Raw genomic sequence first — 15,266 nt, 5'->3', positions numbered from 1 at the left:
GCCATGCGCTTCCGCCACCCCGACGGCTCCACCGTCCACCTCTCGTACTGCACCAACGTGCACCCCGCCGAGACCCTTGAAGGCGTCCTCGCCCAACTGCGCGACCACTGCGAGCCGGTGCGCAAGCGCCTCGGCCGGGACCGGCTGGGCATCGGCCTGTGGCTGGCCAAGGGAGCCGCCCGCTCCCTGATCAACGACCCCGTCCAACTGCGCGGACTGAAAGGCGAGTTGGAGCGACGCGGCCTGGAGGTCGTCACGCTCAACGGTTTTCCGTACGAGGGCTTCGGCGCCGAAGAGGTCAAGTACCGCGTCTACAAACCGGACTGGGCCGACCCCGAACGCCTCGCCCACACCACCGACCTCGCCCGCCTCCTCGCCTCGCTGCTCCCCGACGACGTCACCGAGGGCTCCGTCTCGACGCTGCCGCTCGCCTGGCGCACCGCCTTCGACGACGACGCGGCCCGCACCGCCCACGCCGCGCTCACCACCCTCGCCGAACGGCTCGACGCCCTGGAGGAGCTGACCGGCAAATCCATCCGGATCGCGCTGGAGCCCGAGCCCGGCTGCACCGTCGAGACCACCGCCGACGCGATCGGGCCGCTTACCGACGTCGCCAGCGCCCGCATCGGCATCTGCGTCGACACCTGCCATCTGGCCACCTCCTTCGAGGACCCGGCGACCGCGCTGAAAGCCCTCGCCGACGCCGGCGTCACCATCCCCAAGGCCCAGCTCTCCGCCGCGCTGCACGCGGAGCACCCCCATCTGCCCGAGGTACGCGACGCGTTGGCCGCCTTCGCCGAGCCGCGCTTCCTGCACCAGACCCGCACCCGGACGGCCGCCGGGCTGCGCGGCACCGACGACCTCGAAGAGGCCCTGGCCGGTGAGGCGCTGCCCGACGGCGCGCCCTGGCGCTCGCACTTCCACGTGCCCCTGCACGCGCCCCCCGCCCCGCCCCTGACCTCCACCCTCCCCGTACTCCAGGACACCCTCGCCCGGCTCGTCGGCGGTCCCGAACCGCTGACCCGCCACCTGGAGGTCGAGACGTACACCTGGCAGGCGCTCCCGCCCGAGCTGCGCCCCCGCTCACGCGGCCGGCTCGCCGAGGGCATCGCCGCCGAACTGACACTGGCCCGCGACCTGCTGGTCGACCTGGGCCTCAAGGAGCTGCCGTGACCGCCGACCCCGCCACCGCCCCCACCCCGCTGCTGGTCCTGGACGTCGTCGGACTCACGCCCCAGCTCCTGGCCCATATGCCGAATCTGAAGAAGCTCGCCGCGGCGGGCTCGCAGGCCCCGCTGACCACCGTGCTGCCCGCCGTCACATGCAGCGCGCAGTCCACGTTCCTCACCGGCACCCTGCCGTCCGAGCACGGCATCGTCGGCAACGGCTGGTACTTCCGCGAACTGGGCGACGTGCTCCTGTGGCGCCAGCACAACGGGCTGGTCTCCGGCGACAAGCTCTGGGACGCCGCCCGCCGCGTCCACCCCGGCTACACCGTCGCCAACATCTGCTGGTGGTACGCGATGGGCGCCGACACCGACTACACCGTCACGCCCCGCCCCGTGTACTACGCCGACGGCCGCAAGGAGCCCGACTGCTACACCCGGCCGCCCGAGCTGCACGACGAACTCCACGACAAACTCGGCACGTTCCCCCTCTTCCACTTCTGGGGCCCCGGCGCCGACCTCGTCTCCTCGCAGTGGATCATCGACGCCACCCGGCACATCATCGACACCCGCGGCCCCGACCTGGCGCTGTGCTACCTGCCGCATCTGGACTACGACCTCCAGCGCTTCGGCCCCGACGACCCGCGCTCCCACCAGGCGGCCCGCGACCTCGACGCGGCGATGGGCCCGCTGCTGGACGACGCGCGCCGTGAGGGCCGTACCGTCGTCGCCCTGTCCGAGTACGGCATCACCAATGTCTCCCGGCCCGTCGACATCAACCGGGCCCTGCGCCGCGCCGGACTCCTGGAGGTCCACACCCAGGACGGCATGGAGTATCTGGACCCGATGGCGTCGCGTGCCTTCGCCGTCTCCGACCACCAGATCTCGCACATCTATGTGCGCCGCCCCGAGGACCTGGACGCGACCCGCGAGGCGCTCAAGGACCTGGCCGGCATCGAGGAACTCCTGGACGACGAGGGCAAGAAGAACTACGGCCTGGACCACCCGCGCTCCGGCGAACTGGTCGCCGTCGCCGAACCCGACGCCTGGTTCACGTACTACTACTGGCTCGACGACGCCAAGGCGCCCGACTTCGCCCAGCTGGTCGAGATCCACCGCAAGCCGGGCTACGACCCCGTCGAGCTGTTCATGGACCCCCTCGACCCGTATGTGAAGGTCAAGGCGGCCAAGGCCATCGCCCGCAAGAAGCTCGGCATGCGCTACCGGCTCGCCGTCGTCCCCCTGGACCCCTCACCCATCCGCGGCAGCCACGGCCGCCTCCCGCTGAGCGACGACGAAGGTCCGCTCATCCTCTGCTCCACCCCCGAAGCCGTCGCCGGCCGCACCCAGGCCACCGACGTGAAATCCCTGCTCCTCAATCTCGCAGGACTGCACTGATCTAAGGAGTTCCACGCATGAGCCGCAAGAAGTCAGTCGACCCGGAGCTCGCAGCCAAGCTCAGCCGGCGCAACATGCTGGGTGTGGCCGCGGGTACCGGTGCCGCAGCGATACTCGGTCTCTCGGCGGCCACTCCCGCCGCCGCGGCGGACCGCGGCCGGGGCCACGGACACGGCCACGGTCACGGTCACGGGCACGGCAAGACCGAGCCGGTCCTCACCCCGGGCCACCTCGGCATCCAGCTCTACTCGCTGCGTGACAAGGTCAACTCGCTCGGCTTCGCGAAGGTCTTCGAGGAGCTGGAGCGCTTCGGCTACGACGAGATCGAGTACGCGGGCTACACCCAGGGCAGCGCCGGCGACATCACCATCCCGCAGCTGCGCAAGCTCGCCAGGAACCACGGCCTGCGCCCGATCGGCAGCCACGTCAACTACGCCGACGACAACAACCCCGACGCGTACAGCTTCGCCCAGAACCTGGAGAAGGTGCTGGACGACGCCCAGGCGCTCGGCCTCGACCACATCGGCACCGCGTCGGGCCCCTGGCGCCACGGCGACACCGTCGACGCCTGGAAGAAGGCCGCCGAGGACTTCAACACCTACGGGGCAGCCGCCCGCAAGCGCGGCATGAAGTTCTACCAGCACAACCACGCCGAGGAGTTCTCCTTCGCCAGCGACCAGCCGGGCGTCCGCCTCTACGACGTCCTGCTCGCGGAGACCGACCCCAAGCTGGTCTATCTGGAGATGGACATCTACTGGGCGTTCGCCGCCAAGCACCGCTTCAGCGTGACCGGCGACGGGAAGCCCGCGCCGCTCGACCCGCTGAAGTACGTGCTCAAGCAGCCCGACCGCTACCCCCTCTTCCACGTCAAGGACGGCGTCAAGAACGAGGAGGCGCGCGACGGTTACGACATGGTCGACGTCGGCGACGGCGACATCGACTACAAGAAGTTCATCTCGGCCGTGAACAAGACCCACAACGGCCGCCGGGACCACCACTGGCAGGCGGAGCACGACAACCCCGTCGACTCCATCCTGTTCGCCCAGAAGTCGGCGGACCACCTGCACTCGCTGCGCGAGAAGCGCTGCTGATCCCCGCCTCCGACCGGGCATGACGAGGCCCCCTGTACGACTCCTTCCGGAGCCGCACAGGGGGCCTCGTATATGTGTCAGCGATCCCGTGATCCGGGTCCGCTCAGGCGTCCTCCCGGCCGATCGGGTTGGGATTGGCCTGGATCTTCCTGATGTCCGGCCTGCCCGGTGCCTTCAGGAAGATCGCGAGGCACGCCGAGAACAGTCCGACGCCACCGGCGATGATGAACGCCGTGTTGTAGCCCCAGTTGCTCACCACGACCCCACCCACACCGGCACCGACGAGACCGGAGATGAGCTTGGAGCTGTAGACCATGCCGTAGTTCGACGCGTTGTTGTTCTCGCCGAAGTAGTCCGCCGTCATGGCCGCGAACAGCGGGAAGATCGCGCCGCCGCCGAAGCCGGAGATCATCGAGCAGACCAGGAACAGCGGCATGTTGCCGATCGATCCGGAGGCCAGCACGCCGAACTGCGACATACCGAGGACCACACAGACGAAGATCAGTGTCTGACGGCGTCCGTACTTGTCGGATATCCAGCCGATGACGCCGCGCCCCGTGCCGTTCACGATGGCCTTCAGCGACATGGCCGTGGCCACGATTCCGCCGGCGAAGCCCATTTCCTTGCCGAAGGGAACCTGCATCGCGATACCGAAGATGTTGATGCCCGCCGTGCAGAGCAGGCAGAACCACATCATCCACAGGACCGGTACGCGTGCCGCTTCCTTCGGTGTGTACTGCCGGACGGCCGGCGGGTTCTTCTCCAGCGCGCGCCGGATCCTCGGGTCGTCCGAGACCTTCAGCGGGTCGGCACCCTCGGGCCACCAGAACTTCGGCGGGTCCTTGAAGAACCAGCCGGAGGCCGCCACCATCACGCAGCAGACCACACCCACGAAGACGAGAACGCCCTGGTAGTTGCTCAGGTCCATGTACGTGCTGAACAGGAAGACGAACGGCACGGAGCCGTAGGCGAAACCGCCGTTGACGAGGCCGGTCTTGCCTCCCTTGCGCTCCGGATACCACTTGCCGACCATGTTGACGCAGGTCGCGTAGACCAGACCCGCGCCGATACCGCTGAACATACCGAAGCCGATGTACGCCACGATCACGTGCGGCGCGTACGCCAGGGACAGGTACCCCAGCAGCGTGCCGAGCGCGCCGAGCATCATCGCGTAGCGGGCGGGCAGCTTGCCGCTCTCACGGAGCTGCCCCGCGGGGAAGGCCACGGCCGCCTGGAAGAAGATCCAGACACCCATCAGCCAGAAGATGTGCCCGCTGCTCCACGCGTGCGCCGTGTGGAGCGTGTCCTCGGCCGCGGTGAACGCGTACTCCGAGGAGCTGATTCCCATCATGCCGATCCACGGGAAGAGCACCATCGTCCAGCGTGGCCTGCCCATGATCTGCCGGTCGGACTGCCCGATCCGGTAGATACGTCCGTTCCGGTCCGTCACCTCCTGGTAGGGGACAGAAGCGGAGATGTCAGTTGTCGCCATTGTCGATCGAACCCCTTGCGTCGAAGAAGTCAGGCCAGCGCCCCCTGTCCGTTCTCTTCGTGCGGGGGGCCTGCGATGAGCGGAATCCACAGGCCCCCTGGGTCGCACCGTCAGCTCATCCGGCGCCTCCCCACAGTTCCGAGCCCCGTGTCACGACGGTCACAGCAGCCCCGCCGCCCGTGCCCAGCGGCCGTGTTGTCCCGGGGGACAACCCCCGGACCCCCGGCCGGTGCCGGGCCGGCTGCCCGGTCCTCACAGCAGCCCCGCCGCCCGTGCCCAGCGGTACTTCGCACCGAGCACCTCGACCGGCTTCTCGGTGGTGTACGGGTACGCCACGACGCCCCGTTCGTAGAGGTACTGGCACGCGGCCTCCACCTCGACGTCGCCTGCCAGCGACGCCACCACCGGCTTCTCGATGCCGCGTTCGCGGAACTCGGCCACCACCCGCGCCGTCAGCTCGGCGAAGACCATCGGCGGGGTGACGATCGTGTGCCAGTAACCCAGCACCAGGGAGTGGATCCGGGGATCCTCCAGCCCGAGCCGGATCGTGGCCTCGTACGTGGACGGCGGTTCGCCGCCCGTGATGTCCACCGGGTTGCCCGCCGCCCCGAAGGGCGGGATGAAGGCGCGGAACGCCTCGTCCAGGTCCGGCGGAATCTCCATCAGCGACAGCCCGTTGTCGACGATCGCGTCCGACAGCAGCACACCCGATCCGCCGGCGCCCGTGATGATCACGACGTTGTCGCCCTTGGGGGTGGGGAGTACGGGCAGGCCGCGCGCGTACTCCAGCATGTCGCTCAGCCCCGGCGCCCGGATGACGCCGGACTGCCGCAGGATGTCCTCGTACACCGCGTCGTCGCCCGCCAGGGCCCCGGTGTGCGAGCCCGCGGCCTTCGCGCCGGCCGCCGTACGCCCGGCCTTCAGGACGACCACCGGCTTCTTCGGGACGGTCGCGCGCGCCGCCTCCACGAACGCCCGGCCGTCCTTCAGGTCCTCCAGGTGCATCGCGATGCAGTCGGTGTTGTCGTCCTCACCGAACCAGGTCAGCAGGTCGTCCTCGTCGAGGTCCGACTTGTTGCCGAGCCCGACGATGGCCGACACACCCGTCCTGGTGGTCCTCGCGAAGCCGAGGATCGCCATCCCGATGCCGCCGGACTGCGAGGTCAGTGCCACGCCGCCCTTGACGTCGTACGGGGTGCAGAACGTGGCGCAGAGGTCCTGCCAGGTGGAGTAGTAGCCGTAGATGTTCGGCCCGAGCAGCCGGATCCCGCTCTCCTCGGCGATCGTCACGATCTCCTGCTGGAGTTCGTGCTCGCCGGTCTCGGCGAAACCGCTGGGGATCAGGACGGCGTTGGGGATGTTCTTGCGGCCGACCTCGGCGAGCGCGGTGGCGACGAACTTCGCGGGGATCGCGAATATCGCCACATCAGGCTCACCGGGAACATCCATCACGCTCTTGTACGCCTTACGGCCGAGTATGTCATCGGCTTTGGGATTGACCGGGTAGATCTCGCCCGCGAACCCTCCGTCGATGAGGTTCCGCATGACCGAATTGCCGATCTTGCCGTCCTCGTTGGAGGCCCCGATCACCGCCACCGAACGCGGCTCCATGAGCCGGCGCATCGAGGTGAGGATCTCCTCGCGCGAGTAGCGGCGCCGTGCGACCGGCACCTCGTCGGTCAGCAGGATCCGTACGTCGGCCGCCATGACCCCGTTCTCGGAGGCGAAGACCGGGTTGAGGTCCACCTCCGCGATGTTGGGGAAGTCGGCGGACAACTGCGAGACCCGCACCACGAGATCGGCCAGCGCGTCACGGTCGACCGCCGCGCCGCCCCGTACCCCGCGCAGGATCTCCGCGGCCCGGATGCCGTCCAGCATGGACAGCGCGTCGTCCTTGGTGGCCGGCGCGAGCCGGAACGTGACGTCCTTCAGCACCTCCACCAGGACACCACCGAGGCCGAAGGCGACGACCTTGCCGAAGGTGGGGTCGGTGACGGTCCCGATCAGGATCTCGGTGCCCGCGGGCACCATCTGCTGCACCTGGACGCCGAGGATCTGCGCGTTCGGGTCGTACTTGCGCGCGTTGGAGACGATCGTGGTGAACGCGGAGCGCACCTCGGCCGCCGAGGAGACGCCGATCTGCACACCGCCCGCGTCCGTCTTGTGCAGGATCTCCGGCGAGACGATCTTCATCGCGACCGGGAAGCCGAGCCGCGCCGCCACGGCCACGGCGTCGTCGGCCGACTCCGCCAGTGCCTCGCCCGGGGTCGGGATGCCGTACGCGTCCGTCACCGCCTTGCCCTCGGGCGCGGTCAGCGAGGTACGGCCCTGAGCGAGGGCCGCCTCGATGATCGCCCCGACGGCGTCCTTGTCGGGCTTGAACGCATTGCTGTCCGCCACTAGATGACTCCGTTCGACTTCAACAGGCGCAGTTCCTCGTCGCCGAGACCCAGCTCGCCGACGTACACCTCCGCGTTGTGCTCACCGAGCAGCGGAGATGCGGTGATGGTGACGGGGGAGTCGGAGAGCTTCAGCGGGCTCCCTACCGTGGTGAACGTCCCGCGCTGCGGATGCGCGACCTCGACGACCATGTCGTTGGCCGCGAGCGATTCGTCCTCGATGATCTCCTTGGTGGAGAGGATCGGGCCGCACGGGATGTTGTACGCGTTGAGCTTCTCCAGCACTTCCCACTTCGGGAGCGTGGCGGACCACTCCTCGATGAGCTGGAACATCTTGCCCAGCTTGGTGAGCCGGGCCTCGGGGGTCGCCCACTCGGGGTCCTCGGCCAGTTCGGGCCGGCCGATCAGCTCGCTGACGGGCTTCCAGCCGACCGGCTGGACGATCACGTACACGTAGTCGTTCGGGCCGCCGGGCGCGCACTTGACCGCCCAGCCGGGCTGACCGCCGCCGCTGGCGTTGCCCGAGCGCGGCACCTCGTCGCCGAAGTCCTCGTTCGGGTACTCGGCCAACGGGCCGTGCGTCAGGCGCTGTTGGTCACGGAGCTTGACCCGGCAGAGGTTGAGCACCGCGTGCTGCATCGCGACGTTCACACGCTGCCCGCGCCCGGTGGCGGTCCGCTGGTAGAGCGCGGCCAGGATGGCGGCCACCGCGTGCATACCGGTGCCGGAGTCGCCGATCTGCGAGCCCGTCGCGAGCGGCGGACCGTCCTCGAAGCCGGTGGTCGACATCGAGCCGCCCATCGCCTGCGCGACGACCTCGTACGCCTTGAAGTTGGTGTACGGGCCTTCGCCGAACCCCTTGATCGAGGCGTACACGATCTTCGGGTTGATCTCCTGGATCTTCTCCCAGGTGAAACCCATCCGGTCGACCGCGCCGGGGCCGAAGTTCTCGACCATCACGTCCGAGCGGCGGATCAGCTCGGTCAGGATCTCCTTGCCACGCTCGCTCTTGGTGTTCAGCGTGACACTGCGCTTGTTGCAGTTGAGCATCGTGAAGTACAGCGAGTCGACATCGGGGATGTCGCGCAGCTGCTTGCGGGTGATGTCGCCCGTGGGCGCCTCCACCTTCACCACGTCGGCGCCGAGCCAGGCGAGGATCTGGGTGGCCGAGGGACCGGACTGCACATGCGTCATGTCGAGGACACGGACACCGCTCAGCGCCTGGGGGCTCGTGTCGGGGGAGTTCTCCGGGGCTTCGAGAGCCTGGGTCATCATGGCCTCCCTTACTTGTACATGGTCTGGTTCATGGTTCCGGGGGCGTACGCGTCGGGGTCGACCCAGACGTTGATCAGCGACGGCAGTCCGGACTCGCGGGCCCGCTGGAGCGCGGGTGCGATGTCGGCGGGGTCCCGGACCTCTTCGCCGTAACCGCCCAGCATCTGGGCGAACTTGTCGTAGTGGACGTCGCCGAGGGTGTTGCCGATCCGCTCGCGCTCGTCGCCGTACTTGGCCTTCTGGCCGTAACGGATCTGGTTCATCGACGAGTTGTTGCCGACGATGCCGACGAACGGCAGGTTGTAGCGCACCAGCGTCTCGAAGTCCCAGCCCGTCAGCGAGAAGGCGCCGTCGCCGAAGAGCGCCACGACCTCCTTGTCGGGCCGTGCCTTCTTCGCCGCGAGGACGAAGGGGACGCCGACGCCGAGCGTGCCGAGCGGGCCCGGGTCCATCCAGTGGCCCGGCGACTTGGGCTGCACGACCTGGCCGGAGAAGGTGACGATGTCGCCGCCGTCGCCGATGTAGATCGAGTCCTCGGTGAGGAAGTCGTTGATCTCGCTCACCAGGCGGTAGGGGTGGATGGGCGAGCTGTCCTTCTTGAGATTCGGCAGCCGCTTCTCGATCGCGGTCTGCTCGGCGGCGCGCAGCTCCTCCAGCCACGCCTTGCGCTTGACGGAGCCGCCGTTGATGCGACCGCTCGCCGCCTCGGTGACCGATTTCAGGATCAGACCGGCGTCACCGACGATGCCGAGGTCGATGTCGCGGTTCTTGCCGACCGTCCGGTAGTCGAGGTCGATCTGGACGACCGTCGCGTCGGGGGAGAGCCGCTTGCCGTAACCCATCCGGAAGTCGAAGGGGGTGCCGACGATGATGATGAGGTCGGCGTTGGTGAAGGCGTAGCGGCGGGAGAGCTGGAAGTGGTGCGGGTCGCCGGGCGGCAGGGTGCCCCGCCCCGCGCCGTTCATGTAGGCGGGTACGTTCAGCGTCCGTACGAGTTCGATGGCGTCGTCCGTGGCCCGAGTGGTCCACACCTGGCTGCCGAGCAGGATCGCCGGCTTCTCGGCGTGCACCAGCAGATCGGCGAGCTTCTCGATGGCCGCGGGGTCACCGGCCGAACGGGTCGAGGCCCGGTACTGGCCGGCCGCGGGTACGCGTGCCTTGTCGGCCGGGACCTTCGCGTCGAGGACATCGCGCGGAATCTCCAGGAAGGACGGGCCGGGAGCGCCGTTGTAGCACTCACGGAAGGCCATGGAGACCATGTCGGCCGCGCGGGCCGTGTCGGGGACGGTTGCCGCGAACTTGGTGATCGGCGTCATCATGTCCACGTGCGGCAGGTCCTGGAGCGACCCCATCTTGTGCTGGGTGAGCGCACCCTGGCCGCCGATCAGCAGCATGGGTGACTCGGCACGGAACGCGTTGGCGACACCGGTCACGGCGTCGGTCGTGCCCGGTCCGGCGGTGACGACGGCGCAGCCGGGCTTGCCGGTGATGCGCGCGTAACCGTCGGCGGCGTGGGCGGCGACCTGCTCGTGGCGTACGTCGACGACTTCGATGCCCTCGTCGACGCAGCCGTCGTAGATGTCGATGATGTGGCCGCCACAGAGGGTGTAGATGACCTCGACACCTTCTGCTTTGAGCGCCTTGGCGACCAGATGACCACCGGAGATGAGTTCCTGGCTGTCGTCGGGCATGAGGTTGTCTTGTCCCTTCGTAGGGGAGGTCGGGGGGCTCCTGTAGGTGCTCCCCAGTACTCCCGCGATGGATTGCATACAGTCTACGAATACTGTATGAAGCTTGTTATCCCGCATTCGGCGGGTGGTGTCCAGGGGGCGTGCGGCACTTTCATTCCTTTCTGTTGCAGTGGGAGCCGGCATGGATCTGTACGAGCACCAAGCCAGAGACCTGTTCGCGGAGTACGGCATCGCCGTGCCGGAGGCCGAAACCGTCGAGTTCGCCAGGGAGGCCGCCCTCGCGGCGGAGCGGCTCGGCGGCCGGGTCGTCGTCAAGGCACAGGTGAAGACCGGAGGCCGGGGCAAGGCAGGCGGGGTGAAGCTCGCCGCCGACCCGGCGGCGGCGGAACTGACCGCTCGCCAGATCCTCGGGATGGACATCAAGGGCCACACCGTCCGTACGGTGATGCTGGCCCAACCGGTGGACATCGAGACCGAGTTCTACGTCAGCTACGTGCTCGACCGCGCCGCGGGGACCTTCCTCGCCATCGCGTCCGCCGAAGGCGGTATGGACATCGAGGAGGTGGCCGCGACCCGCCCCGACGCGGTGGCCCGCATCCCCGTCGACCCGGCCGAGGGCGTCACGGCGGCCAAGGCCGCGGAGATCGCGACGGCCGCCCAACTCCCGCCGGAGACCGCCCCCGTACTCGAATCGCTCTGGCAGGTCCTGATCCGCGAGGACGCCCTGCTGGTCGAGGTCAACCCGCTCGTGCGGACAACCGACGGCCGCATCCTCGCACTTGACGGAAAGGTGACCCTGGACGACAACGCCCGGTTCCGGCAGAGCCGTTGGGGCGACGACCAGCAGGACCCCGGCGCCGACCCGCTGGAGGCGGCGGCAGCCGCCAAGGGCCTCAACTACGTCAAGCTCGACGGCGAGGTCGGCATCATCGGCAACGGCGCGGGGCTCGTCATGTCGACCCTCGACGTCGTCGCGGGCTGCGGCGCCCGCCCCGCCAACTTCCTCGACATCGGCGGCGGCGCGTCGGCGCAGATCATGGCCGACGGACTCTCCGTCATCCTGTCCGACCCCGACGTCAAGTCCGTGTTCGTCAACGTGTTCGGCGGCATCACGGCGTGCGACGCCGTCGCCGAAGGCATCGTCCAGGCCCTGGAATCCGTCCGGTTGACCAAACCGCTCGTCGTACGCCTCGACGGCAACAGCGCCGCGCGGGGCCGCGCCATCCTCGACGACCGTGCGCATCCCCTCGTGGAACAGGCCACGACGATGGACGGCGCCGCGCGCCAGGCCGCCGTACTCGCGAACGCCGGATAAGGAGCAAAGCAATGGCGATCTTCCTGACCAAGGAGAGCAAGGTCCTCGTCCAGGGCATGACCGGCGCCGAGGGCATGAAGCACACCCGTCGCATGCTGGAGGCCGGCACCGACGTCGTCGGCGGCGTCAACCCGCGCAAGGCGGGCCAGAGCGTCGACTTCGACGGCCGCGCGGTCCCCGTCTTCGGCTCCGTCGCCGACGGCATCGCGGCGACCGGCGCGGACGTCACCGTCGTCTTCGTGCCACCGCCGTTCGCCAAGGCGGCGGTGCTGGAAGCCGTGGACGCGGGCATCGGGCTCGCCGTCGTCATCACCGAGGGCATCCCCGTCCATGACGCGGTCGTCTTCCAGGCGTACGCGGAGAAGAGCGACACCCGCATCATCGGCCCCAACTGCCCCGGGTTGATCAGCCCCGGCCAGTCCAACGCCGGCATCATCCCGGCCGACATCGCCACCAAGCCCGGCCGGATCGGACTGGTCTCCAAGTCGGGCACGCTGACGTACCAGTTGATGTACGAGCTGCGCGAGATCGGCTTCTCGTCGGCGGTCGGCATCGGCGGGGACCCCGTCGTCGGCACGACCCACATCGACGCCCTGGCGGCCTTCGAGGCCGACCCGGACACCGAACTCATCGTGCTCATCGGCGAGATCGGCGGCGACGCGGAGGAGCGCGCGGCGGCGTACATCGCCGACCATGTGACCAAGCCGGTGGTCGGCTACATCGCCGGCTTCACCGCCCCCGAGGGCAAGACGATGGGCCACGCCGGGGCGATCGTCTCGGGCTCGTCGGGCACGGCGGAGGCGAAGAAGAAGGCACTGGAGGCCGTCGGCGTACGCGTCGGCTCAACGCCGTCGGAGACGGCCCGTCTGGTCCTGGACCGCATCGCGATCACGGCGTCCTGACGGGACGTCCGGCCGGGGGACGGGACCGGGCCGCGGCTCGCACGCGGTCCGGTCCCGGTTCCGCCGCTCTCCGGCCGTCGCCCTCGGCGGCCGGAGGGAACGTCCACGGTTCCCGGGCGGGACCGGGGACACCCCTCGTCCGTACAGCGCTCCACCGCTCCACGGCTCCACCGCTCCACCGTTCCTTCGCCGGTGGCGGGGGACGTGTCATGTTCGTCGCCGTCGTCACGAGCCGGTTCCGCCCCCTCAGGACGGAGCCCTCACCCACGAGCCCCGCTCCGTCGTCACCGGCCACCGGCCACCGGGCATCCGCCACCGGCCACCGGGCGGGGCCGGGCCGGAACAACACGCACCATCTCGCCGTACCCGGACGACCCGTGCACCTCGTCCGGCAACCGCGCTTTCACGCGCGACCGCCCCCTTACGAGCGGAGAGAACACCATGGCACCCACCCTCATCCTGAAGCCGGGCACCGCCTGGTCCGACGCCTGGCAGCAGTGCCTCGCCGTCGCTCCCGAGGCCTTCCGGGACGATCACGTGCTCAACCTCTGGTCCGCGTCCTGGCAGGACGGCGGCCGTACCCTCCCCGCCACCACCCCGGTCGACGGCAGCCCCATCGTCGGCCCGCCACGGCTCGACGCCGACGCCGCCCAGCGGGCCGTACGCGCCTCGCTCGACCAGCACCGCGCCTGGCGCCACATCCCGCCGGCCGAGCGCCGCGCCCGCGTCGGCGCCACCCTCGACGCCCTGACCGAGCACCGCGAACTGCTCGCTCTCCTCCTCGTCTGGGAGATCGGCAAGCCCTGGCGCCTCGCCCAGGCGGACGTCGACCGCGCCATCGACGGCGTGCGCTGGTACGTCGACGGCGTCGAGCCCATGCTCGACGGCCGCAGCCCGCTGCCGGGGCCCGTCTCCAACATCGCCAGCTGGAACTACCCCATGTCCGTCCTGGTCCACGCCATGCTGGTGCAGGCCCTCGCCGGCAACGCCGTGATCGCCAAGGCGCCCACCGACGGCGGCGTCGCCTGCCTCACCCTCGCCTCCGCCCTCGCCGCCCGCGAGGGACTGCCGATCACCCTCGTCAGCGGCAGCGGCGGACAGCTCTCCGAGGCGCTGGTCCGCTCCCCGGAGATCGGCTGCGTCTCCTTCGTCGGCGGTCGCGACACCGGCGCCCGGATCGCCACCACCGTCGCCGACCTCGGCAAGCGCCACATCCTCGAACAGGAGGGACTCAACACCTGGGGCGTCTGGAACCACACCGACTGGGACGCCCTGACCGCCGTCATCCCCAAGCTCTTCGACTACGGCAAGCAGCGCTGCACCGCCTATCCCCGCTTCGTCGTCCAGCGCTCGCTCTTCGCGGACTTCCTGGCGGCCTATCTCCCCGCCGTACGCTCCATCCGCATCGGCCACCCCCTGGCCGTCGAGCACCCCGACGACCCGCTGCCCGAGCTGGACTTCGGCCCGCTCATCAACGCGGCCAAGGTCAAGGAACTGGACGACCAGGTGGCCGAGGCCATCGACCGCGGCGCGGTCCCCATCCACCACGGATCCCTCGCGGACGGCCGCTTCCTGCCCGGCCAGGACACCTCCGCGTACCTCGCGCCGGTGACCCTGCTGGGCCCGCCGCCGTCCTCGCCGCTGCACCACGCGGAGCCCTTCGGCCCGGTCGACACCATCGTCCTGGTCGACACCGAGGCGGAACTCCTCGCGGCGATGAACGCCTCCAACGGCGCGCTGGTCGCCACGCTGGCGACCGACGACCCGCAGACGTACGCGCGGCTGTCACCCCAGATCCGCGCGTTCAAGGTCGGCCACGGCCGGCCGCGCTCACGCGGCGACCGCGACGAGCTGTTCGGCGGCTTCGGGCACTCCTGGCGCGGCGCCTTCGTCGGCGGCGAACTGCTGGTCAAGGCGGTCACCAACGGCCCGGACGGCGAGCGCCCGCCGGGCAACTTCCCGGACTACCACCTGATGCCGTGACCCCGCGGACGGACACCCCCTGAACCGGAATCGGCTGAGGTCGCCGGACCCCTCCTCAGCCGATTCCCCAGGTCGGCGGCGTTGTCAGTGAGCCGGTGTAGCTTCGTAGACATGGACCCGAACGATCTCGCCAACCTGGCGCATCTGCGCCGGGCCCGAGACTTGATGGACCGCGAGTACGCGCGCCCGCTCGACGTGCCCACGATGGCGCGGCACGCTCTGATGTCACCGGCGCACTTCTCGCGGCAGTTCCGCGCGGCCTACGGCGAGACCCCGTACAGCTATCTCATGACCCGCCGCATCGAGCGCGCGATGGCGCTGCTGCGCGCGGGTACGAGCGTGACCGACGCGTGCATGGCGGTGGGCTGTACCTCGCTCGGCTCGTTCAGCTCCCGGTTCACCGAGATCCTGGGGGAGACCCCGAGCGCGTACGCCGCCCGCGAGCACGGAGCGGTGACGGCGATGCCCGAGTGCGTGGCGAAGGTACGCACCCGCCCGACCAGGGACGGACCGAGCAGGATTCGAGAAGCGGGCGACGGAACGGCCGCCTAGCG

Annotated in this window: 11 protein-coding genes; 7 read left to right on the top strand and 4 right to left on the bottom strand. The window is 69.6% G+C overall.

Annotated elements, in window-relative coordinates; translation table 11 throughout:
• The first annotated feature begins 3 nt into the window (after window positions 1-3).
• Genes eboE through ACFYNU_RS03455 form a run of 3 tightly spaced genes read left to right on the top strand, consistent with a single transcriptional unit; the run spans window position 4 to window position 3,655 of the window.
• A complete protein-coding gene (gene eboE, locus ACFYNU_RS03465; RefSeq protein ID WP_356589640.1) occupies window positions 4-1,173 on the top strand; it encodes a metabolite traffic protein EboE in 1,170 nt (389 codons plus the stop codon).
• A complete protein-coding gene (locus tag ACFYNU_RS03460) occupies window positions 1,170-2,564 on the top strand; it encodes a nucleotide pyrophosphatase/phosphodiesterase family protein (protein ID WP_356589638.1) in 1,395 nt (464 codons plus the stop codon). Before eboE ends, ACFYNU_RS03460 begins: the two co-directional genes overlap by 4 nt.
• Before the next feature lie 17 nt (window positions 2,565-2,581).
• Window positions 2,582-3,655: a sugar phosphate isomerase/epimerase gene (locus ACFYNU_RS03455; protein WP_356589636.1), complete on the top strand. Its 1,074-nt coding sequence runs from the start codon at window positions 2,582-2,584 to the stop codon at window positions 3,653-3,655.
• Window positions 3,656-3,758: 103 nt separating this feature from the next.
• Here the strand turns inward: ACFYNU_RS03455 and ACFYNU_RS03450 are convergent, their stop codons facing one another.
• The 4 genes from ACFYNU_RS03450 to ACFYNU_RS03435 form a co-directional block, all read right to left on the bottom strand.
• The gene (locus ACFYNU_RS03450; protein WP_356589634.1) at window positions 3,759-5,147 is read right to left on the bottom strand and encodes an OFA family MFS transporter; all 1,389 of its coding nucleotides are present in this window, start codon (window positions 5,145-5,147) and stop codon (window positions 3,759-3,761) included.
• 252 nt (window positions 5,148-5,399) lie between these two features.
• The gene (locus ACFYNU_RS03445; protein WP_388765128.1) at window positions 5,400-7,499 is read right to left on the bottom strand and encodes an acetate--CoA ligase family protein; all 2,100 of its coding nucleotides are present in this window, start codon (window positions 7,497-7,499) and stop codon (window positions 5,400-5,402) included.
• 47 nt (window positions 7,500-7,546) lie between these two features.
• Window positions 7,547-8,818, bottom strand: a complete 1,272-nt coding sequence (gene frc / locus ACFYNU_RS03440) for a formyl-CoA transferase (RefSeq protein ID WP_356589630.1) — start codon at window positions 8,816-8,818, stop codon at window positions 7,547-7,549.
• Between the two features lie 11 nt (window positions 8,819-8,829).
• Window positions 8,830-10,512: a thiamine pyrophosphate-binding protein gene (locus ACFYNU_RS03435; RefSeq protein ID WP_329074778.1), complete on the bottom strand. Its 1,683-nt coding sequence runs from the start codon at window positions 10,510-10,512 to the stop codon at window positions 8,830-8,832.
• Window positions 10,513-10,693: 181 nt separating this feature from the next.
• Between ACFYNU_RS03435 and sucC the strand changes: the two genes are divergently transcribed.
• The 4 genes from sucC to ACFYNU_RS03415 all read left to right on the top strand — a co-directional run bounded on the left by sucC (window position 10,694) and on the right by ACFYNU_RS03415 (window position 15,264).
• Window positions 10,694-11,827 (top strand): ADP-forming succinate--CoA ligase subunit beta, encoded by a 1,134-nt coding sequence (gene sucC, locus ACFYNU_RS03430; protein ID WP_356589628.1) that lies wholly within the window; start codon window positions 10,694-10,696, stop codon window positions 11,825-11,827.
• 11 nt (window positions 11,828-11,838) lie between these two features.
• On the top strand, window positions 11,839-12,729 hold the full coding sequence (sucD, locus tag ACFYNU_RS03425) for a succinate--CoA ligase subunit alpha (protein WP_356589626.1): 891 nt from the start codon (window positions 11,839-11,841) through the stop codon (window positions 12,727-12,729).
• A gap of 441 nt (window positions 12,730-13,170) precedes the next feature.
• Window positions 13,171-14,712, top strand: a complete 1,542-nt coding sequence (locus tag ACFYNU_RS03420; RefSeq protein ID WP_356589624.1) for an aldehyde dehydrogenase family protein — start codon at window positions 13,171-13,173, stop codon at window positions 14,710-14,712.
• Window positions 14,713-14,823: 111 nt separating this feature from the next.
• Window positions 14,824-15,264, top strand: a complete 441-nt coding sequence (locus ACFYNU_RS03415; RefSeq protein WP_356589622.1) for a helix-turn-helix transcriptional regulator — start codon at window positions 14,824-14,826, stop codon at window positions 15,262-15,264.
• The last annotated feature ends 2 nt before the right edge of the window (window positions 15,265-15,266 follow it).

This window comes from Streptomyces sp. NPDC006643 (assembly GCF_042870175.1).
Taxonomy (GTDB): Bacteria; Actinomycetota; Actinomycetes; order Streptomycetales; family Streptomycetaceae; genus Streptomyces.
Note: the sequence above shows the minus strand (reverse complement) of the source record. Positions and strands in the feature narration are given on the sequence as shown.

Excerpts from the sequence above, each read along its gene's own strand:
- eboE (WP_356589640.1), top strand. The coding sequence starts at position 4 with ATGCGCTTCCGCCACCCCGACGGCTCCACCGTCCACCTCTCGTACTGC.
- ACFYNU_RS03455 (WP_356589636.1), top strand. The coding sequence starts at position 2,582 with ATGAGCCGCAAGAAGTCAGTCGACCCGGAGCTCGCAGCCAAGCTCAGC.
- ACFYNU_RS03450 (WP_356589634.1), bottom strand. The coding sequence starts at position 5,147 with ATGGCGACAACTGACATCTCCGCTTCTGTCCCCTACCAGGAGGTGACG.
- frc (WP_356589630.1), bottom strand. The coding sequence starts at position 8,818 with ATGACCCAGGCTCTCGAAGCCCCGGAGAACTCCCCCGACACGAGCCCC.
- ACFYNU_RS03435 (WP_329074778.1), bottom strand. The coding sequence starts at position 10,512 with ATGCCCGACGACAGCCAGGAACTCATCTCCGGTGGTCATCTGGTCGCC.
- sucC (WP_356589628.1), top strand. The coding sequence starts at position 10,694 with ATGGATCTGTACGAGCACCAAGCCAGAGACCTGTTCGCGGAGTACGGC.
- sucD (WP_356589626.1), top strand. The coding sequence starts at position 11,839 with ATGGCGATCTTCCTGACCAAGGAGAGCAAGGTCCTCGTCCAGGGCATG.
- ACFYNU_RS03420 (WP_356589624.1), top strand. The coding sequence starts at position 13,171 with ATGGCACCCACCCTCATCCTGAAGCCGGGCACCGCCTGGTCCGACGCC.
- ACFYNU_RS03415 (WP_356589622.1), top strand. The coding sequence starts at position 14,824 with ATGGACCCGAACGATCTCGCCAACCTGGCGCATCTGCGCCGGGCCCGA.